At 43.5% G+C, this 15556-nt stretch carries 15 protein-coding genes; 12 read left to right on the forward strand and 3 right to left on the reverse strand.

Annotated features, from left to right (window positions below):
- Positions 1 to 590 precede the first annotated feature (590 nt).
- The 3 genes from QUB08_RS29505 (at position 591) to QUB08_RS29515 (ending at position 4794) form a co-directional block, all read left to right on the forward strand.
- Positions 591 to 2924, forward strand: coding sequence for a Piwi domain-containing protein (locus tag QUB08_RS29505; protein WP_333229543.1), 2334 nt, complete (start codon positions 591 to 593; stop codon positions 2922 to 2924).
- Positions 2921 to 4408: a hypothetical protein gene (locus QUB08_RS29510; protein ID WP_333229545.1), complete on the forward strand. Its 1488-nt coding sequence runs from the start codon at positions 2921 to 2923 to the stop codon at positions 4406 to 4408. The genes QUB08_RS29505 and QUB08_RS29510 overlap by 4 nt, the downstream gene beginning before the upstream one ends.
- Before the next feature lie 80 nt (positions 4409 to 4488).
- Positions 4489 to 4794 (forward strand): pirin-like C-terminal cupin domain-containing protein, encoded by a 306-nt coding sequence (locus tag QUB08_RS29515; protein ID WP_333229567.1) that lies wholly within the window; start codon positions 4489 to 4491, stop codon positions 4792 to 4794.
- 7 nt (positions 4795 to 4801) lie between these two features.
- Here QUB08_RS29515 and QUB08_RS29520 read toward each other — a convergent pair whose 3' ends face one another.
- Both QUB08_RS29520 and QUB08_RS29525 read right to left on the reverse strand, forming a co-directional pair.
- Positions 4802 to 5116, reverse strand: a complete 315-nt coding sequence (locus QUB08_RS29520; RefSeq protein WP_333229547.1) for a YciI family protein — start codon at positions 5114 to 5116, stop codon at positions 4802 to 4804.
- 132 nt (positions 5117 to 5248) lie between these two features.
- Entirely contained in the window at positions 5249 to 6007 is a 759-nt protein-coding gene (locus tag QUB08_RS29525; protein ID WP_333229549.1) for a phytochelatin synthase family protein, read from the reverse strand.
- Between the two features lie 267 nt (positions 6008 to 6274).
- Between QUB08_RS29525 and QUB08_RS29530 the strand changes: the two genes are divergently transcribed.
- The 3 genes from QUB08_RS29530 to QUB08_RS29540 all read left to right on the forward strand — a co-directional run bounded on the left by QUB08_RS29530 (position 6275) and on the right by QUB08_RS29540 (position 8792).
- Complete coding sequence (locus tag QUB08_RS29530) at positions 6275 to 7165, forward strand: hypothetical protein (protein WP_333229550.1); 891 nt, start codon at positions 6275 to 6277, stop codon at positions 7163 to 7165.
- Between the two features lie 16 nt (positions 7166 to 7181).
- Entirely contained in the window at positions 7182 to 7814 is a 633-nt protein-coding gene (locus QUB08_RS29535) for a hypothetical protein (protein ID WP_333229552.1), read from the forward strand.
- A 342-nt stretch (positions 7815 to 8156) separates the two neighbouring features.
- Positions 8157 to 8792 carry a hypothetical protein gene (locus tag QUB08_RS29540; protein ID WP_333229554.1) on the forward strand — a complete coding sequence of 212 codons (636 nt, stop codon included), beginning with the start codon at positions 8157 to 8159 and terminating at the stop codon, positions 8790 to 8792.
- Positions 8793 to 9155: 363 nt separating this feature from the next.
- Here QUB08_RS29540 and QUB08_RS29545 read toward each other — a convergent pair whose 3' ends face one another.
- Positions 9156 to 9371, reverse strand: a complete 216-nt coding sequence (locus QUB08_RS29545; RefSeq protein WP_333178684.1) for a hypothetical protein — start codon at positions 9369 to 9371, stop codon at positions 9156 to 9158.
- A 316-nt stretch (positions 9372 to 9687) separates the two neighbouring features.
- Here QUB08_RS29545 and QUB08_RS29550 point away from each other — a divergent pair, with 316 nt between their 5' ends.
- From QUB08_RS29550 to QUB08_RS29575, 6 genes are all read left to right on the forward strand, one after another.
- Positions 9688 to 10080 carry a hypothetical protein gene (locus tag QUB08_RS29550; protein WP_333229556.1) on the forward strand — a complete coding sequence of 131 codons (393 nt, stop codon included), beginning with the start codon at positions 9688 to 9690 and terminating at the stop codon, positions 10078 to 10080.
- 238 nt (positions 10081 to 10318) lie between these two features.
- The gene (locus tag QUB08_RS29555) at positions 10319 to 11854 is read left to right on the forward strand and encodes a class I SAM-dependent DNA methyltransferase (protein ID WP_333229558.1); all 1536 of its coding nucleotides are present in this window, start codon (positions 10319 to 10321) and stop codon (positions 11852 to 11854) included.
- Positions 11851 to 13044 carry a restriction endonuclease subunit S gene (locus QUB08_RS29560; protein WP_333229559.1) on the forward strand — a complete coding sequence of 398 codons (1194 nt, stop codon included), beginning with the start codon at positions 11851 to 11853 and terminating at the stop codon, positions 13042 to 13044. The genes QUB08_RS29555 and QUB08_RS29560 overlap by 4 nt, the downstream gene beginning before the upstream one ends.
- A complete protein-coding gene (locus tag QUB08_RS29565) occupies positions 12995 to 14359 on the forward strand; it encodes an AAA family ATPase (protein WP_333229561.1) in 1365 nt (454 codons plus the stop codon). The genes QUB08_RS29560 and QUB08_RS29565 overlap by 50 nt, the downstream gene beginning before the upstream one ends.
- Positions 14352 to 14834 carry a hypothetical protein gene (locus tag QUB08_RS29570; protein WP_333229564.1) on the forward strand — a complete coding sequence of 161 codons (483 nt, stop codon included), beginning with the start codon at positions 14352 to 14354 and terminating at the stop codon, positions 14832 to 14834. Before QUB08_RS29565 ends, QUB08_RS29570 begins: the two co-directional genes overlap by 8 nt.
- 4 nt (positions 14835 to 14838) lie before the next feature.
- Positions 14839 to 15531: a DUF4145 domain-containing protein gene (locus QUB08_RS29575; RefSeq protein ID WP_333229565.1), complete on the forward strand. Its 693-nt coding sequence runs from the start codon at positions 14839 to 14841 to the stop codon at positions 15529 to 15531.
- Positions 15532 to 15556 lie beyond the last annotated feature (25 nt).

The raw sequence follows: 15556 nt of genomic DNA on the forward strand, positions 1-15556 counted from the left end.
AGTAATCTCTTCAGGCTTGAATTTTTAAATTTTATAACCATCAATTCTATTTAAAGACCTGCGGAATGTGGGTTTAAACAAGTCACTGCTATAACTCTCTAGAGATAGCTATTTGTATAGAACCCATTTGACATCTTTGAGGCTGCGAGTCTATCGCCCGTTATCTGTCCATCGCCCGTTATCTGTCCATCGCCCGTTGTCTGTCCATCGTCAAAATATCTCAAATGGGTTCAAAAGAACCGCTATTGACAGGATGTTCCTTTATATCTTGCCCTTTTTGCTAAATACAATTTATACCAAATTAGATGAGCTTACACTGCAGCTATAAATTATTTCAGCTTAGACTAGGTGCATTACTACAACTATAGATGATCGCAGTAGAGGCAAGTACGGTAATCACTACTTTATTTATGTAGGATACCTATAAGTTTTCAACGCTAAAATAATATACAAGACTCATTTTATAGTATAAAATTACATCCTTGAAATATAATATTATTTCCAATAATGCCAGTTTTATCACGTTCATATTATTGAGTAATTACCTATAATACAAATCATAAAAAGTTTATTTGAGTATAAGTATATTTATGAGTAAATTGGATATTAAGCTCAACGGTTTTAAGGTAGAACTCTCTGCACAAACCTTCAAAGCATATGTGCAAAACCTACCGGATAGCCAGGAATTAAAGAGTTTTATAGAATTACAGGGAGATGAGTGGTTTTTTCACTGGCGAAAAGGCAAACTGTACGGTATTCCCAAACTCGCCAATCCCTATAAGCCCTTTGGTCAACTGGAGGATTTGAACTGTAACGAACATTTACAACTTCTAACCAGTAGGATAAGCTATTTACTACCAGATATTTTCTCACAATATAATCCTTTAAAGCGCAAACCGTTTACTTTCCTTGCTCAAAAAAAAGAAATTATCAGCACCGTTAGCAACAGTATTCCAGATTTACCTAAACTTATTTCTTGTTTCAAAATCTTTCCCAAGTATATCCTCGAATCCAAGATTGTTGAACTCCATAATGACGAAAGTGATATTGGATTATTTCTTCGCCTCAAAACTAATTGGCAAATTCAGGCATCCCTAAGCACACTTCAAAATGAGGGTGTTGAGCTTCGAGACTTATATGTCGTTCGCCGTCAATGTACTCCTGGTCAGCGACGCTTAGTTGGGCGCATTGAGCGGCTTTCAGACAAAATTGTTTCTCTTTCTGAATTCTTTGACAAAATAGACTCTATTCATGAGGAAGAAGTTTGGCTAGAAGGCTCTAAAGCTTCGTTTAGTAGTTGTCTGAAAGCAATATTGGGCGACAAGTACAAAAATTTTGAATCGGCGCTTAGTAACGAGGAGAGTAAGTTATTGATTGGTCCTGCGGTTGATACCACTCTTACTAAAATGCACGAGTTTTTAGCCCATCACTCCCCTTTGAATATCGCACCAGATTTGCAGGGAAAAATTGGCGAGCGCATTGCAGCGATAAATACGAAAGAATATCAGTCTGTAATTACAGCATCATCAGTTGAGTATTGCTTTGATGCAGCACGGACTAAAAGATCACCTTATGCTTGGCTTGGCATCGATCAATATGGACCATTCAGCCGTCAAACTTTTTCTAAGAAGACTCCAGAAATAATTGTCTTTTTCCCAGATACAGCACAAGGTGCAGTTGAAAAATTTCTCGTTACCTTACGTGACGGTATCAGCATTAAGAAGAAAAAAATTGATGAGGATGGAAATGTAGAGTGGCAAGAAACATCCCGGTACACTGGTGGATTGGCAAAAATATTTGGTCTTGTTAACCCAAAATTTACATTAGAACCCCTTCCGTGGTTGAAAAATACACACAATCCAGCCGCCATTGTTTATAGGGAAACAATTGAAGGAACTTTAGCTAGTCGAGAGATTATGCCTGATGCCGCAATGGTGGTGCTTCTGGATAACCATACACGGCTACCAGATTCCGAGAATCCCTACCTCCACTCCAAATCACTTCTATTAATGGCAGGTATTCCCGTTCAAGAGGTTCGTTTAGCCACAATTAATCAATCGAAAAATGAGCTGCAATACACTTTACAAAATTTGACGGTTGCACTTTATGCCAAAATGAATGGTGTACCTTGGACTGTAGATCACGATCTGACTATTCATGATGAACTGGTTATTGGTGTTGGCACTTGCGAATTATCAGGTAGTAGATTTACGGAACAACAGCGATTTGTGGGAATTACCACAGTGTTTCGAGGAGATGGTAATTACCTTTTGGGGAATTTGTCTAAAGACTGTACTTATGATGAATATCCTAGTATATTAAGGAATTCCACTCTCTCAATCTTGCAGGAAATAAAGAATCGCAACGGCTGGCAACCAGATGATACGGTAAGACTGGTATTTCACGCTGCGAGACCACTTAAAGATGTTGACGTTGCTAATATTATTGCTGAGTGTGTCGCTCAAGTCGGTAACGAACAAAATGTTGAATTCGCGTTTTTAACGATCTCCCACGATCACCCATTCACAATGCTCGATAAATCTCAACAGGGTGTTAACGTAAAAGAAGGCGAACGCAAAGGTATTTATGCACCAGAACGAGGTACTATTCTGCAACTTGGGCGCTACACTCGCTTGCTGAGTACAAATGGATCGAAGCTGATTAAACGATCCAGCACACCTCTACCGACCCCGTTACTCATTAATCTTCATCCTCAATCGACTTACCGCGACCTGACCTATCTCAGCGAACAAGTGCTGAAGTTTACTTCGTTGTCTTGGAAATCATTATTACCCGCATCCGATCCTGTAACCATCTATTACTCTGAACTAATTGCCGGGTTACTCGCTCGCCTAAAGAATGTTCGGGGATGGTCGCCTGCAATGCTCAATATCAAACTTCGTGCAAGTAAATGGTTCCTATGATAGATGTAATTAGGAACTGTTTCAATTCTCAGTTAGAAAGCATTGCACAGTATTTACAGGCGAACTATCACAGTGAATCACCAGAAAGCGGTTTTGCTAACTATGTTTTTCATCAAACAAACAGTGATATTTCCTTTGAAGTAGCCAACGATATAGACATAACAAAACTCTCACCCAAACGCTTTAGTGAAGCACCTGTTCTGGCAGCCGTAGGCTATAGTCTTGCCTGTGGCAGACAATTTAGTGAAGATTTTCTCGAAAGCTGGGCCAATGGATTAACTAGATTATCTGGTCGGAACCATTTTCCCGCAGATCGGACATCGTTTTTCTATCGTCCTACAGAATTGCTTGGTATTACTTTAGGCATTAGCCACTACTACAAAAGTCAGCCCGATCATTCAAAATGGTTGCGAGATATCCTCACCCAAGGAGAACAACGATTAATCCAGAGTGATCATTGGACATTTTTGCTCAGTGCTTATGCTGCAAGCATCCTCTCAGTGAATTGGAGAGCAAGAACTTTGCCTTTAGTCAAGGCTATGACTGTTGATGACCTTGCTTTAGCCAAATGGCTTTGTAGCATTAAACCCACTCTTGCCCAAACTTTGGGATTAACTCAATTAGAACGATCAATCGAGCAAGCATTATTGGAACACTGTATTGAATTTTCTAACTCCGTACAGGATAGTGCGCGAGCCGCTCTCCTCTTCTTTGCCCTAAAAAGAGCCATCGCTCAAACTTTTCAGTTAATATGGAATGAGTGTGAACAAATCTGTGATAATCCCCAGAAATGTGTAGAATGGCTCCAAACTACCTGCGACAATGTTCATACAGTCACTCAGCACCTGCAAGCTCAACTTGCTAGGCAATCTGATATTGGAGCATCTAATAAACACAATATGCAGATGCTTTTACAAGCTTTGTCCATATTGCGTTCTGATACTAACATTCTAGAAGAAGAAATTTATAAACAAATCCGGATACACTCTGGTCTATACATAGGTAATAATAATAAAGGTACCATAATCATAGGAAGCAATGTTAATATGACTCACAATCAAAATGAATCTGTTACTAACGAAACCACCATCCAGGCTCCCAATTCTAGTATTGGTTTTATTCAGAGTGGCAGTGGTAGTGTTTCCAGCTTTTCCCAAAATATTGGACAGAATGTTGATGAAATTACTAGGGTAATCAATTCTCTCCGCGATATGGCTCAAGAATTCCCCGAAGCCGAACGTGAAGAAGCATTAGTTCATCTGGATGACTTGCAAGAGGACATCAATACTCCTGACAAGCGAAAACCCCAGAGAATTAAAACCCGCTTAGTTGCCCTGCTGGCATTTGCTACGATGAGTGCTGGAGTTTTAGCTGGAGCGGCTGACTTTAGCAATAATGTTCTGGAACTTTCTGAGAAACTAGGAGTTTCAATCGAGTTAAGTCACCCACAGTCAACCCCGCAATTACCTCCATCAGTACCCTAATCCGCCAAGCTATCACTCTACTTCCTAGTTTTAGCGATCGCCTACTCTTCCAAAATCTTAACTAAGTTTTTGATCGTAATATCGAAGGTACGAGTCATTACAGCGAACAAGCGCTTTACAGCGTAGCAGAGGGACTTCTTATTCATGGAGTGCCTTTGGAACAACATCGGTTGGCACTTCTCACTTCCGGCACTGAAGTAAACATTTCTGCTTCAGGCAAGGCTCGCTGTATTGTGATTGGCGGTGAACCTGTCGGCGAGCGGCATAAGTGGTGGAATTTTGTTTCGAGCCGGCACTCGCGCATTGAGCAAGCCAAACTCGATTGGAGAGAGGGACGCTTTGGTCAGGTTCCTCAAGAGACAGAGTTTATCCCGCTGCCAAAATAGCCCCTGCCTATTTACTATCCTCAAAACGCTCACGCCCAATATGCACCTGCCACTCCACTACTCTGGTAGATTCTGCTAACATACCATCCCGCGCACGGGGGCTGCTGTTAACAATTGTTTGAGCCTCTTCCACACTTTCTGCCTGAATCACCCAAAGCCCCGTTCCATCATGGGGGAAAAACGGGCCACAGCACAGTAGTATTCCTTTTTCCTGTTGCTCGCGAAACCAAGCTACCTGATTTTGGTCGTGTTCTGGATGAGCGATTTTGTAGTCGTAATACTCTGGAATGGTTGCTACAACAATGGCAAAAAGTTTAGACATAATGCTTTTTAAAACTGATAAAGTTCAAATCAAAGATAGCATAATGTTCCAATTCCTTTTGGTCGCACCCGCATTCTTGCCATTTTTGAGTAAGTGATTGAAGCCCCGCTATGCAATTCCTAACTCTCTATTTTACTGGCGCACAACTAGATAGCCCCGTGTCTTTTTGGAAGTTGAATCAGTAGTATTCATTGCTTTCCAAAGATTCTCAGTAGAAGTCCATACAGGCGGATATTTATAACTGGCTACGTCTTCAATCAGAAACCGATCGCTTTGTTCGTGATAGGCAGCAAGGGGGGAAATATGCCCACTTTTACCCTGACCCAAAACCGAGCGTTGGTAGTTCACAATTATATAGTCGCCGGAACGGGCAAGATTGGCTTTAGCTTGGGTACGAAATTGGTTAAGTGTTGTCTCCGACGCATAGTAGACCTCAACTTTGACGTTGTGACTTCTGAGTAAGGCAGCTAATTCATCCAGAGTCATCCCCGAAAAAGTGACGGCATAAGAAGAACGGATATTCTGGGTTTGACCGTCAAAAAAGGTGTCTTGGGTTAGGGTGCGATATCCCTGTTTTTTGCTGCCGAGTGCATTCAGAACCGTCACACTGCTAGCCACACCACAATATGCTGGACGTTTTTGAGTTTCAATGTGGGTGCTAAGCGGTTGAAAATCCTGTTTGCTGTTGCTCTGGTTCAGTAGCTGTCGCCCTTCGGGTGATTCTAGAGAAACTAAAGTTTTGGGAAGTGGTAGTCGGTCAACAGAAGGTGGCGAGAAGAGTTTCCAGGTAAAAACGCTTAAACCTGTGCCGAAGATTAGTAGAATACCCCCTCCAGCTTTTATTAGTCGCCCTCGCCATCGGTGATTGCCAGACGTTTGATTTAAGTCCATATCATCATATCTCTCAAGAACAGTTGTTTAAAAAAGTCTTAATCAGAATTGGTCGTTGGATAATTAAACCTTACAACGTCTAAACCTTGCCACATGGTTAGTAGCTCTGGTAACTATTGCCTTTGCTTTGGACATCATTATAGCAAGTCTTTTCATGGTTAAAATTTCATTATAATTAAGGAAAAATATTATTTTTATAAAGCGGTCTGAAAAACTTGGATTCTGTAATATAATTTTGAAATCTATGCCTGGGAGCAAGATTGCATCATGCCACCAATGCCAACAGTCACAGTCAAGTCAGGATACAAGCCACAATCTATCGATACCAGTATTGAGGCGGATGTGCTGATGTTTCAGCTATTGCGACAGTTAACGCCCCAACAAAAAGTACAGCGGACTTGCGCTTTCAATCAAGCGGTGCGAAGGTTGGCAATATCTGGAATAAAGAACCAGTATCCCAATGCTACTGAGGCCAAAGTTCGGCAAGAATTTATTAAAAGGTGCTTGGGCGCTGAGTGGATAGCAGTTTTATCAGACAGTAAAGATTGGGGTGAACTGGGGATTGCAGATCCGATCGAATTAGCGCAAAAAATAGCCAGGATCTTGCTACCGCTGAATATTCCCTATGTGGTGGGAGGTTCGGTGGCAAGTTCGCTGTTGGGAGAAAACAGATCTACGCAAGATTTGGACTTAGTGATTGACCTGGAATCGCGAACAGCACAGAAACTAATTGATGCCATGTCAGGTGAGTTTTACATCAGCGAGTCGGCTGTGACTGAAGCAATCGCTAAGTCAAAAACAGCACCCCGCGAATCATCGTTCAATGTTATATATTTGCCTTCTATGGAGAAAGCAGACATTTTTGTGATGAGCAGCGATGACCCTTTTTCAGCTTTGGTGATGAGTCGTCGTCAACTTTACCCTGTTAGCGGTTTAACAGAGCAGGGAATCTACATCTACTCGCCCGAAGATATCGTCCTGCAAAAACTCAGTTGGTATAAACTAATTCCTGGCGGTTCCCAAAAGCAGTGGAGGGATGTGTTGGGAGTTTTGAAGGTGCAAGGGGAACGACTCGATCTCGCTTACTTAAACCAGTGGGCTGTTACACTCAAACTAACAGATTTGCTCTCTGGAGCGTTGCTTCAATCAGGATATTAAGCGTCGGCAATTGAGCATGAAACAAAACAACCAACAACGTGCTACCGCTAAGAAAATCCAAAAGTGGATTCAAGCCTCTAAGGAAGTTGAAAAAGCTCGACTTGCCATACCGATAACCAGGCTGACGAGTATCAAAAGTTTGTGCACCGATGAAGTTGCTGCCCAAAAGTTTGCGCTCTACATTGCTCGACTGGTGCAGCAGCAGATAAATCAGGCAATTTGTCCAGAACATTTCACAGATGAAGAATGGGAACAGCAACAACAGTTAGTGGATGAGGCAATCACACAGATGCAAAGTTACTTAGAAAATCCTAGTTACGAAAGCAGGCAATCTCTCAGAAACTTATTGAGAGACATTGATGGCTTGCAAGGGGATGACTACCGTAATTTTAGGTGGGCAACGGTGCGCTTTGTCCGCAGCGGAGATTTACTCAAGCTAGAGTATGCACTGCGGTGTTTCGTAGAGACAGATTTTCCCTATTGGACTTACAAACTAGCTAGAGAATATGTAGAAGGCTATGGATTGCAGTCGGGTTCGGGTATCGTTGCTGAATCTGTACCTAAGTTGTTGGAAGTCGCAGAATTTTGGTGTCAGTATTATTTCAATCAGAGTTTGAGCGAGAAATTTCCCGACGGGGACGTGAGCTGAATTCGACCCAACCCGTGAGAATTTTCAGGTGCAGATTGAGGGTTTGTTAAGCTTGCAACCCCGTCTATTGTCAAAACCTGTGACAACACTCAGCACCTAATTCTACAATTTCTGCCGTGACAGGGCGGGTGTACCACTAAAAATCTAGGCGCGGAAACTCAAATTTCTGATCTATGACTTGGAACCGCTACAGCTCCATCAGGATAATCTAATTTCCCCCATCTACGACTCGAAACTGCTAGGGCAAGGTCAGGATATAATAAATAACTTGTTGCGCTAACAGGTTTTTCGTGCTGGCAACTGGTTGGTAGAGGAAAGAAAGCAACAGCGAAGGTTGGTAAAATGGATGAAGTCGTCAAGAAAGTAGCTGCTTTGGGTTTACCAGGTATCATCCTGGTAGTAACGATGGCTGCGACAGGTTTAACAGGAGCGGCTGCAATCACAGCAGCTCTAGCATTTCTAGGTGGTCCGGCAGGAATGCTCGGAGGCATGGCCGTACTAGGTTTGACAGGATTGATTGCAGATGCTCTGACAAAATTAGGGTTAGAGGACTTGCTGACAGCAATTTATTGCCAAAGGCGCTTATCTGAGCCACACGGGAAACTTTTAGATGAGATTGAGCAATTATCATTGTTTGATGGCGATATCAAAGAAAGGCTCAAGCAAACTGTGACAGATGGATGTGGCTGTTCAACAGCCAGCGCTGCCAACATTTCAGATGTTACTAGGGAGGCTCGCGCCATTTTAGAAGCTGTCCCAGGGATGACACCAGCACACCACAGGGATTTTAACAGTTCCAATCCGATTATCAGACTTAGGGATGGGACAGCGGTTAGGGCTTGGAAAAACCCCCTCGGCGTCGATCACATTTTTTTAGCCGATCGCGATGGCAAAATGATTTACGGTGGCTTCGTAGGCTGGATTCACAGCGAGGGGTTGAATCAAGCGCTCTTGCAAATGAGAAGAGACTTGACGTAAAGTAGATAAAATAGAAAGCATATTGTAAATAAAAGTTAAGTTTTCAATCTCTACTATCCATGCTCTTATTAAGAGCTAAAGGCAATCTAGCAGAAACTTCAAGGCTAAATTACTGAGAATTTACTAAGTGTTGTCAATTCAGATTCATTACTACTATCTTGCTTTACAGCAGCCCAAACTTTCAGAAATATAGCACTCGCTGTTTTCCAAAAAGTAAGCACTGTATATCAAACCAGCACTCATAAATATCTAAAATTCTGATAGTCGTCTTGGGAGGCTTTTTTTACGCTTCACCGCAAAGACCTCCCACACTTCTTTGAACTCAGAACTCGATCGCTCCAAAATCGATCTGTGACCATCGCTCTAAATCTTGCCTTCAAACCTCTGATGCCAGAGGATATACCCCGACACGGTAATAACCAGAGTGATGCCTCCTCCTACCCAAGCCAGCATAGGATTGTAACCGCTACGGCTGAGGGTCTGCATCCATAGATGGGTGCGATCGGAGGATATTAACCAATCTGCGACGACCGGAAAAAGATACATCAAAGATGCACCAACGATAAGCCAGCCCACCATAGAGGCGACCAGAAAGATAGTTTTGGCTGTAGATTGGCTACCCATGAGCAATTGCGGTAAAGAACTAACTTTGAGATTAGCTCTTGAGATGCGTTATGTCAGCACAGCTATAGCCCGAGACGGTGGGCGATGCAAGCGTGAAACTGTAGAATTGATTTGAAGCCAAAGGTAAAGGGCGTTGCTGATTTAGGGTATGAAGGGCTAAATATGCAAGTCAGAGAAACCAGTATTCACAAAACTTCGGGATTTTCAAGTTATTTTTTTCATACCCTGATTAAGCAAGGCCGGGTTTCTTTTTCCCCTACAGTTACGAGATATGGACAAGTTTCCAGAACACCATCCTCGCTGTGGCCGTGAGACAGAGGGCCAGTGGAATAGCCAGCCACAAGACATTGCTTTAGCCGACGCCCCTGAATTCAGTCAACGCTTCTTCGCTGAAATGTTCAACGAATTCCCAGCATTGGCGACAAGCGTCGCTTTCTTGCGATGGTGTGTTCAGCCAAACCACCTTTACGCCATATTTAACTTCTCTAGCGGTGGGTTTGGCGTGCAGATCGATCCGGGGCTAGAGTACATCATTGTGTGGGGGGCGGGCGAGCATGGGGAGTATGGCGATTGGATGGGCGATGACGATCGCTTAGCTTCAGCGCTCGATCGTGTCCGTACCTTAGTATGGTGGTTTGAGAGTTTGTCTAATGCGGTTGAGTGATGATGAGGCAAGTGCTGGCTGGTGAACGATCGTAAATTCCGAAGGTTGTCTGTTTAGTCGGAACTTTCCCCTGCAAATATTACTTGCATAGACGAGCTAAGCCTTCGATCGCAAACCTTCAAACTGAAGTACAAGCAGCAGATAGATTTGGGCTGCATATTTCCAGCAAAACCATATCCAAGCTAAACTGATAATCGCCCTAATTTTTAGAATTATCTATGGGACAAGAAAGCGCAATATGATATCTGGGGAAATCAAAAGTAAAATAGATAAAATCTGGGATGCCTTCTGGTCCGGTGGTATCTCCAATCCCCTCGAAGTCATCGAGCAGATTACTTATCTGCTGTTTCTGCGTCGTCTCGACGATTTACATACTCTGGAAGAAAACAAAGCTAATCGGCTCAAGCGCCCAATGGAACGCCGGATTTTCCCAGAAGGGGAAGATATCAAAAAACGCTCCTACGATGATTTGCGTTGGTCGAGGTTCAAGAATTTTGCACCGAAGGAGATGTTTGAGGTCGTCAACGATCATGTTTTCCCTTTCCTGCGGACTTTGGGAGGCGATGGTTCGACTTACGCGCACCACATGAAAGATGCCCGCTTCACAATTCCGACACCGGCCCTGCTTTCTAAGGTGGTGGATTTGCTCGATGGTGTACCGATGGAAGACAGGGACACTAAAGGCGATCTTTACGAGTATATGTTGGGCAAAATTGCCTCCGCTGGACAGAACGGACAGTTTCGCACACCGCGCCACATTATTCAGTTGATGGTGGAACTGACTGCACCCAGCCCAGGCGATGTGATTTGTGATCCAGCTAGTGGAACTTGCGGTTTTCTGGTGGCTGCTAATGAATATCTGCGATCGCATTACCCGGAAATTTTGCGCGATGCCAAGATGAAACAACATTTTCATCAGATGTTTCACGGGTTCGATTTTGACAATACCATGCTGCGGATTGGCAGTATGAATATGCTTTTGCATGGTGTAGAAAACCCCGATGTGCGTTACAAAGATTCGCTGGCACAGGAACATTCTGGTGATGAAGAATCTTATACCCTTGTCCTGGCTAATCCGCCTTTTGCTGGGTCGTTGGACTATGAGAATACGGCTAAGGACTTGCAGGCGATCGTCAAAACCAAGAAGACTGAGTTATTATTTGTTGCTCTGTTTTTAAGATTGCTCAAGCCTGGGGGACGGGCTGCGGTTATTGTACCGGATGGTGTACTTTTTGGTTCTTCTAAGGCTCATAAGGAATTGCGACGCTTGTTGGTGGAGGAGCAGAAGCTTGATGCTGTGATATCTCTGCCTGGTGGTGTATTTAAGCCCTACGCGGGTGTTTCTACTGCGATTTTACTATTTACTAAAACTAACTCTGGTGGAACTGATTTTGTTTGGTTCTACGATTTGGATGCTGATGGGTGGAGTTTGGACGATAAAAGAGCGCCTTTGCTTTCTGAAGACAAATTAGGTGCTGTACCGACTGCCCAGTTAACAGCAGAGGAACATACTAAGAATAATTTGCCGGATGTGTTGAGTCGTTGGCAACTGCGGAATACTACAGAACGAGAGCGACTCCGCACGGCTCAGAGTTTCTGTGTACCAAAGGTTGATATTGCTACTCAGGGGTATGATCTTAGTTTGAATCGTTATAAGGAAGTGGTGCATGAAGAGGTGGAACATCGCGCACCCAAAGACATCCTCGCTAATTTGGCAAAGCTGGAGGCGGAGATTCAGCAGGGGATGGAGAAATTGGAGGAAATATTAGGATGAGACATAAATTTCCCCCTTCATGGCCAACTCGTTCTTTCAAAGAAGTGGCTGAGGTTATTACAGGTACAACCCCATTAACAAGCCATCCTGAGTATTATGGAGGTTCCATCCCATTTATAGGCCCAGCAGAATTAGGTGGAGTGGAGTCAATTACTCAAAGCCCTAAAAGTCTTTCGGATGATGGAGTAAAGCAAGCAAGGCTTTTACCTGCTGAAGCTGTTTTAGTTTGCTGTATTGGTGCAACGATCGGAAAAGTTGGCTTTTCTGGAACAGAATTAGCAACTAATCAACAGATTAATGCCTTGGTATGTGACAAAGATATTGTTTTTCCTCGATACGTATTTCATTACTGTCGAACGCTTGAATCCCTGATTCGACATCAAGGAGCTTCTACAACCTTGCCTCTTCTGCCAAAGGGACGTTTTCAAGATATAGAAATCCCCATACCAACATTAGAAGAACAACACCGAATTGCAGAGGTACTCGATCGCGCGGAAGAACTCAGGTCTAAACGTCGGGAGGCGATCGCACAACTCGATACCCTCATCCAAGCCATCTTTCTAGAAATGTTCGGCGATCCAGTGAGCAATCCGAAGGGTTGGGAAGTCAGAAATATGGATGAATGTGCTGAAAGGATTCAAATTGGTCCATTTGGCACACAACTCCATGAAGAAGATTACATAGATAATGGCATTCCATTGATCAATCCAACGCATATTCAAGATGGAAAAATATTTCCTAACACATCTTTTTCAATTTCCTATGAAAAGCATCAACAGCTTAGTCAATATCATCTTGAAGCTGATGATGTAATTTTAGGAAGAAGGGGAGAAATGGGGCGCTGTGCAATTGTCTCCCAAAATGAACATGGATGGCTCTGTGGAACTGGTAGCTTATTTATTCGACAAAAGAACGCATTAATACATCCAATTTACTTATTTTCTATTTTGTCAAATCAATCAATAAAAAAATATCTGGAAAAAGTTTCGCAAGGGGTCACAATGGCTAATTTAAATAAAACAATTGTTAGCCAAATTCCTGTGACCCTTCCCCCTCTTGAACTTCAAAAAGAATTTGCCCACCGCGTCAAAGCTGTAGAAAAACTTAAAGCAGCACACCGTGCCTCACTGTCAGAACTCGATGCCCTCTTCGCCTCCCTCCAACATCGAGCATTTAGAGGAGAATTATGACATGAACGCCATGCTAACGGAATTTACCCTCGCCAACTTCAAAAGTTACAGCACAAGCCGCTTACCCCTTGGATCGCTAACCGTATTAATAGGAGCCAATGCCGCAGGCAAAAGTAACGCCCTTGAAGGTTTGCGCTTTCTGTCATGGCTAGCACAAGGGCAAAAACTCTCTAGCATTCAATATGCGGTGAATAGTGCAGAGCGCGTTGTACGCGGTCGAGTAAATGACTTGTGCCATCGGGGAGAGTCAAATTTTACCATTGGTTGCCGTTTAGACTACCCAGACTGGAACCAACTCGATATAACCCTGAATGTGCGTGACGGAGAACTGCACATTATTAGTGAGCGAATCGTTGGCTCGACAAGTCCAGTACCGCTATATGACCTAGATCAGCCTTCTCAAGGAGTAGGGACTGATGTTGGTGTGGCATATAACAACTTTACAAAAGGGAAGAACAAACCACGAGTAACGTGCAGCGATCAGATGGCTATATTCGTGCAATTAGACACCCCTGCCCATTTTGATGCAAAGTACCCCAAATCCCAAAAAATAATTCCTGAAACCGTCCGCGAATATCAAAAAGTCTTACAAAATATCCTATTTTTAGATCCCGTCCCCGCCAGAATGCGCGAGTACAGCTTCAAATCTGATAAGCGATTACAAGAAGATGGCACCAATCTTTCCAGCGTTTTGTATCGCTTGTGGGAGAACCAAGCCGAAAATCAACAGGCAATTCTCAACTTTATCCAGAGCTTACCAGAACAGGCTATAGATGGGCTAGATTTCCTTTTCGGCCCACGGGATGAAGTCATGGTGCAATTAGCAGAAACATTTGGCAATACCCGTCGCTATTGTGAGGCGGCATTGTTATCTGATGGCACCTTGCGGGTGTTGGCGATCGCAGCAGCTATGCTATCGGCACCCGTTGGTAGTTTAGTGGTAATCGAGGAAATCGACAACGGTGTTCATCCCAACCGCGCTAAACATTTACTCGCCAGCATCCGAGATATTGCCGAACGTCGTAAATTGCGAGTGCTGCTATCGACTCATAACCCCGCGTTAATGGATGCCTTACCTGATGCTGCCCTGGGTGATGTAGTGTTTTGTTACCGCAATCCAGAGTCAGGAGATAGTCGCCTGGTACGGCTTGGGGAAATGTACGATTTTCCTAGTCTGATATCTCAGGGGCCGCTCGGTCAACTGGTAACTGCTGGGGTAGTCGATCGATTCGTCAAATCACCGCACACACCTGAAGACAGAAAACAGCAAGCTATGGAATGGCTGTCTCGTTTGCAGGAGTACGGCAATGAGTAGTATCTGCCTGATAGATACCAGCATATTCCTCGAAATACTCAACGTCCCCAACTATAATCAGCATAGAGCATCAGTCCTCGAAGATTTTAAGACCTATTCTCAAGTTGGCTGTACTTTTCTATTGCCGATGGCCACCATACTCGAAACAGGCAACCACATCGCCCAAAACGGGGACGGCACACTACGAAGGAAAACCGCCAAACGTTTTGTTGAAGAAGTTAAAAAAGCATTCACAGGCGAAGCTCCCTGGAGGCCTACTACATTCCCGAGCACAGCAGAGATACTGGAGTGGATTGACCAGTTCCCCGATGAAGCTGGCAAAAACAAAGCTCCTAATAAACAAGAAGGAACAAGTTTCGGCGATCTCAGCATCATTCAGGAATATCATAAGGCCTGTAATAAGTTCTCCATGAGTGAAGTTTTTATCTGGTCACTAGATAGCGATTTACAGAACTATCGCAAAATGCCTACATAAATATATGAGCCAGTTTACCTTTCTCCAAGCTGAATTCCCTACAATTTATGAATCGGCCAAGAAAGCAGTTGATGCAGTAAATCCAGACCCTCGCACTGCCTGCTTTTATGCCCGTCGAACTTTAGAGTTAACCGTAAATTGGTTATATAAATACGATAATTCCCTAGAACTGCCTTATCAAGATAGTTTAAGCGCCTTGATTCACGAACCTACTTTTAAAAACTTAGTAGGTGAAGCAATATTTAACAAAGCAAGAGTCATTATCAAACTAGGAAATTCGGCAGTCCACAGCGCCAGACCTATCTCGGTTAATGATGCTATAAATGCTGTACGGGAGTTGTTTCATGTTACATATTGGTTAGCACACATTTATGGACGCAACAAACCAAATGCGGGGCTTACCTTCAGCTTTGACGCATTACCTAAGACTGCACCAGTTCCTAAGCAAACCATTGAACAACTTCAGAAACTAGAAACTCAACTACGCGATCGCGATGAAAAGCTCTCAACACTTCTAGCAGACAAGAATGCACTTGATGAAGAACTCAAACAAGTACGGGCAGAATTGGCAGCAGTCAAGAAAGCCAGCACCACCCAGCCAGATACCCACGACTATTCTGAGGCACAAACCCGCGACATCTTCATACAATACTCCGGACAGTTTTTAAGCAGCCAGAGTACCATAAGACAAGACTGAAGGAAGGTTAGGGTGATTTAAAATC

The organism is Microcoleus sp. BR0-C5 (assembly GCF_036705045.1).
Taxonomy (GTDB): Bacteria; Cyanobacteriota; Cyanobacteriia; order Cyanobacteriales; family Microcoleaceae; genus Microcoleus.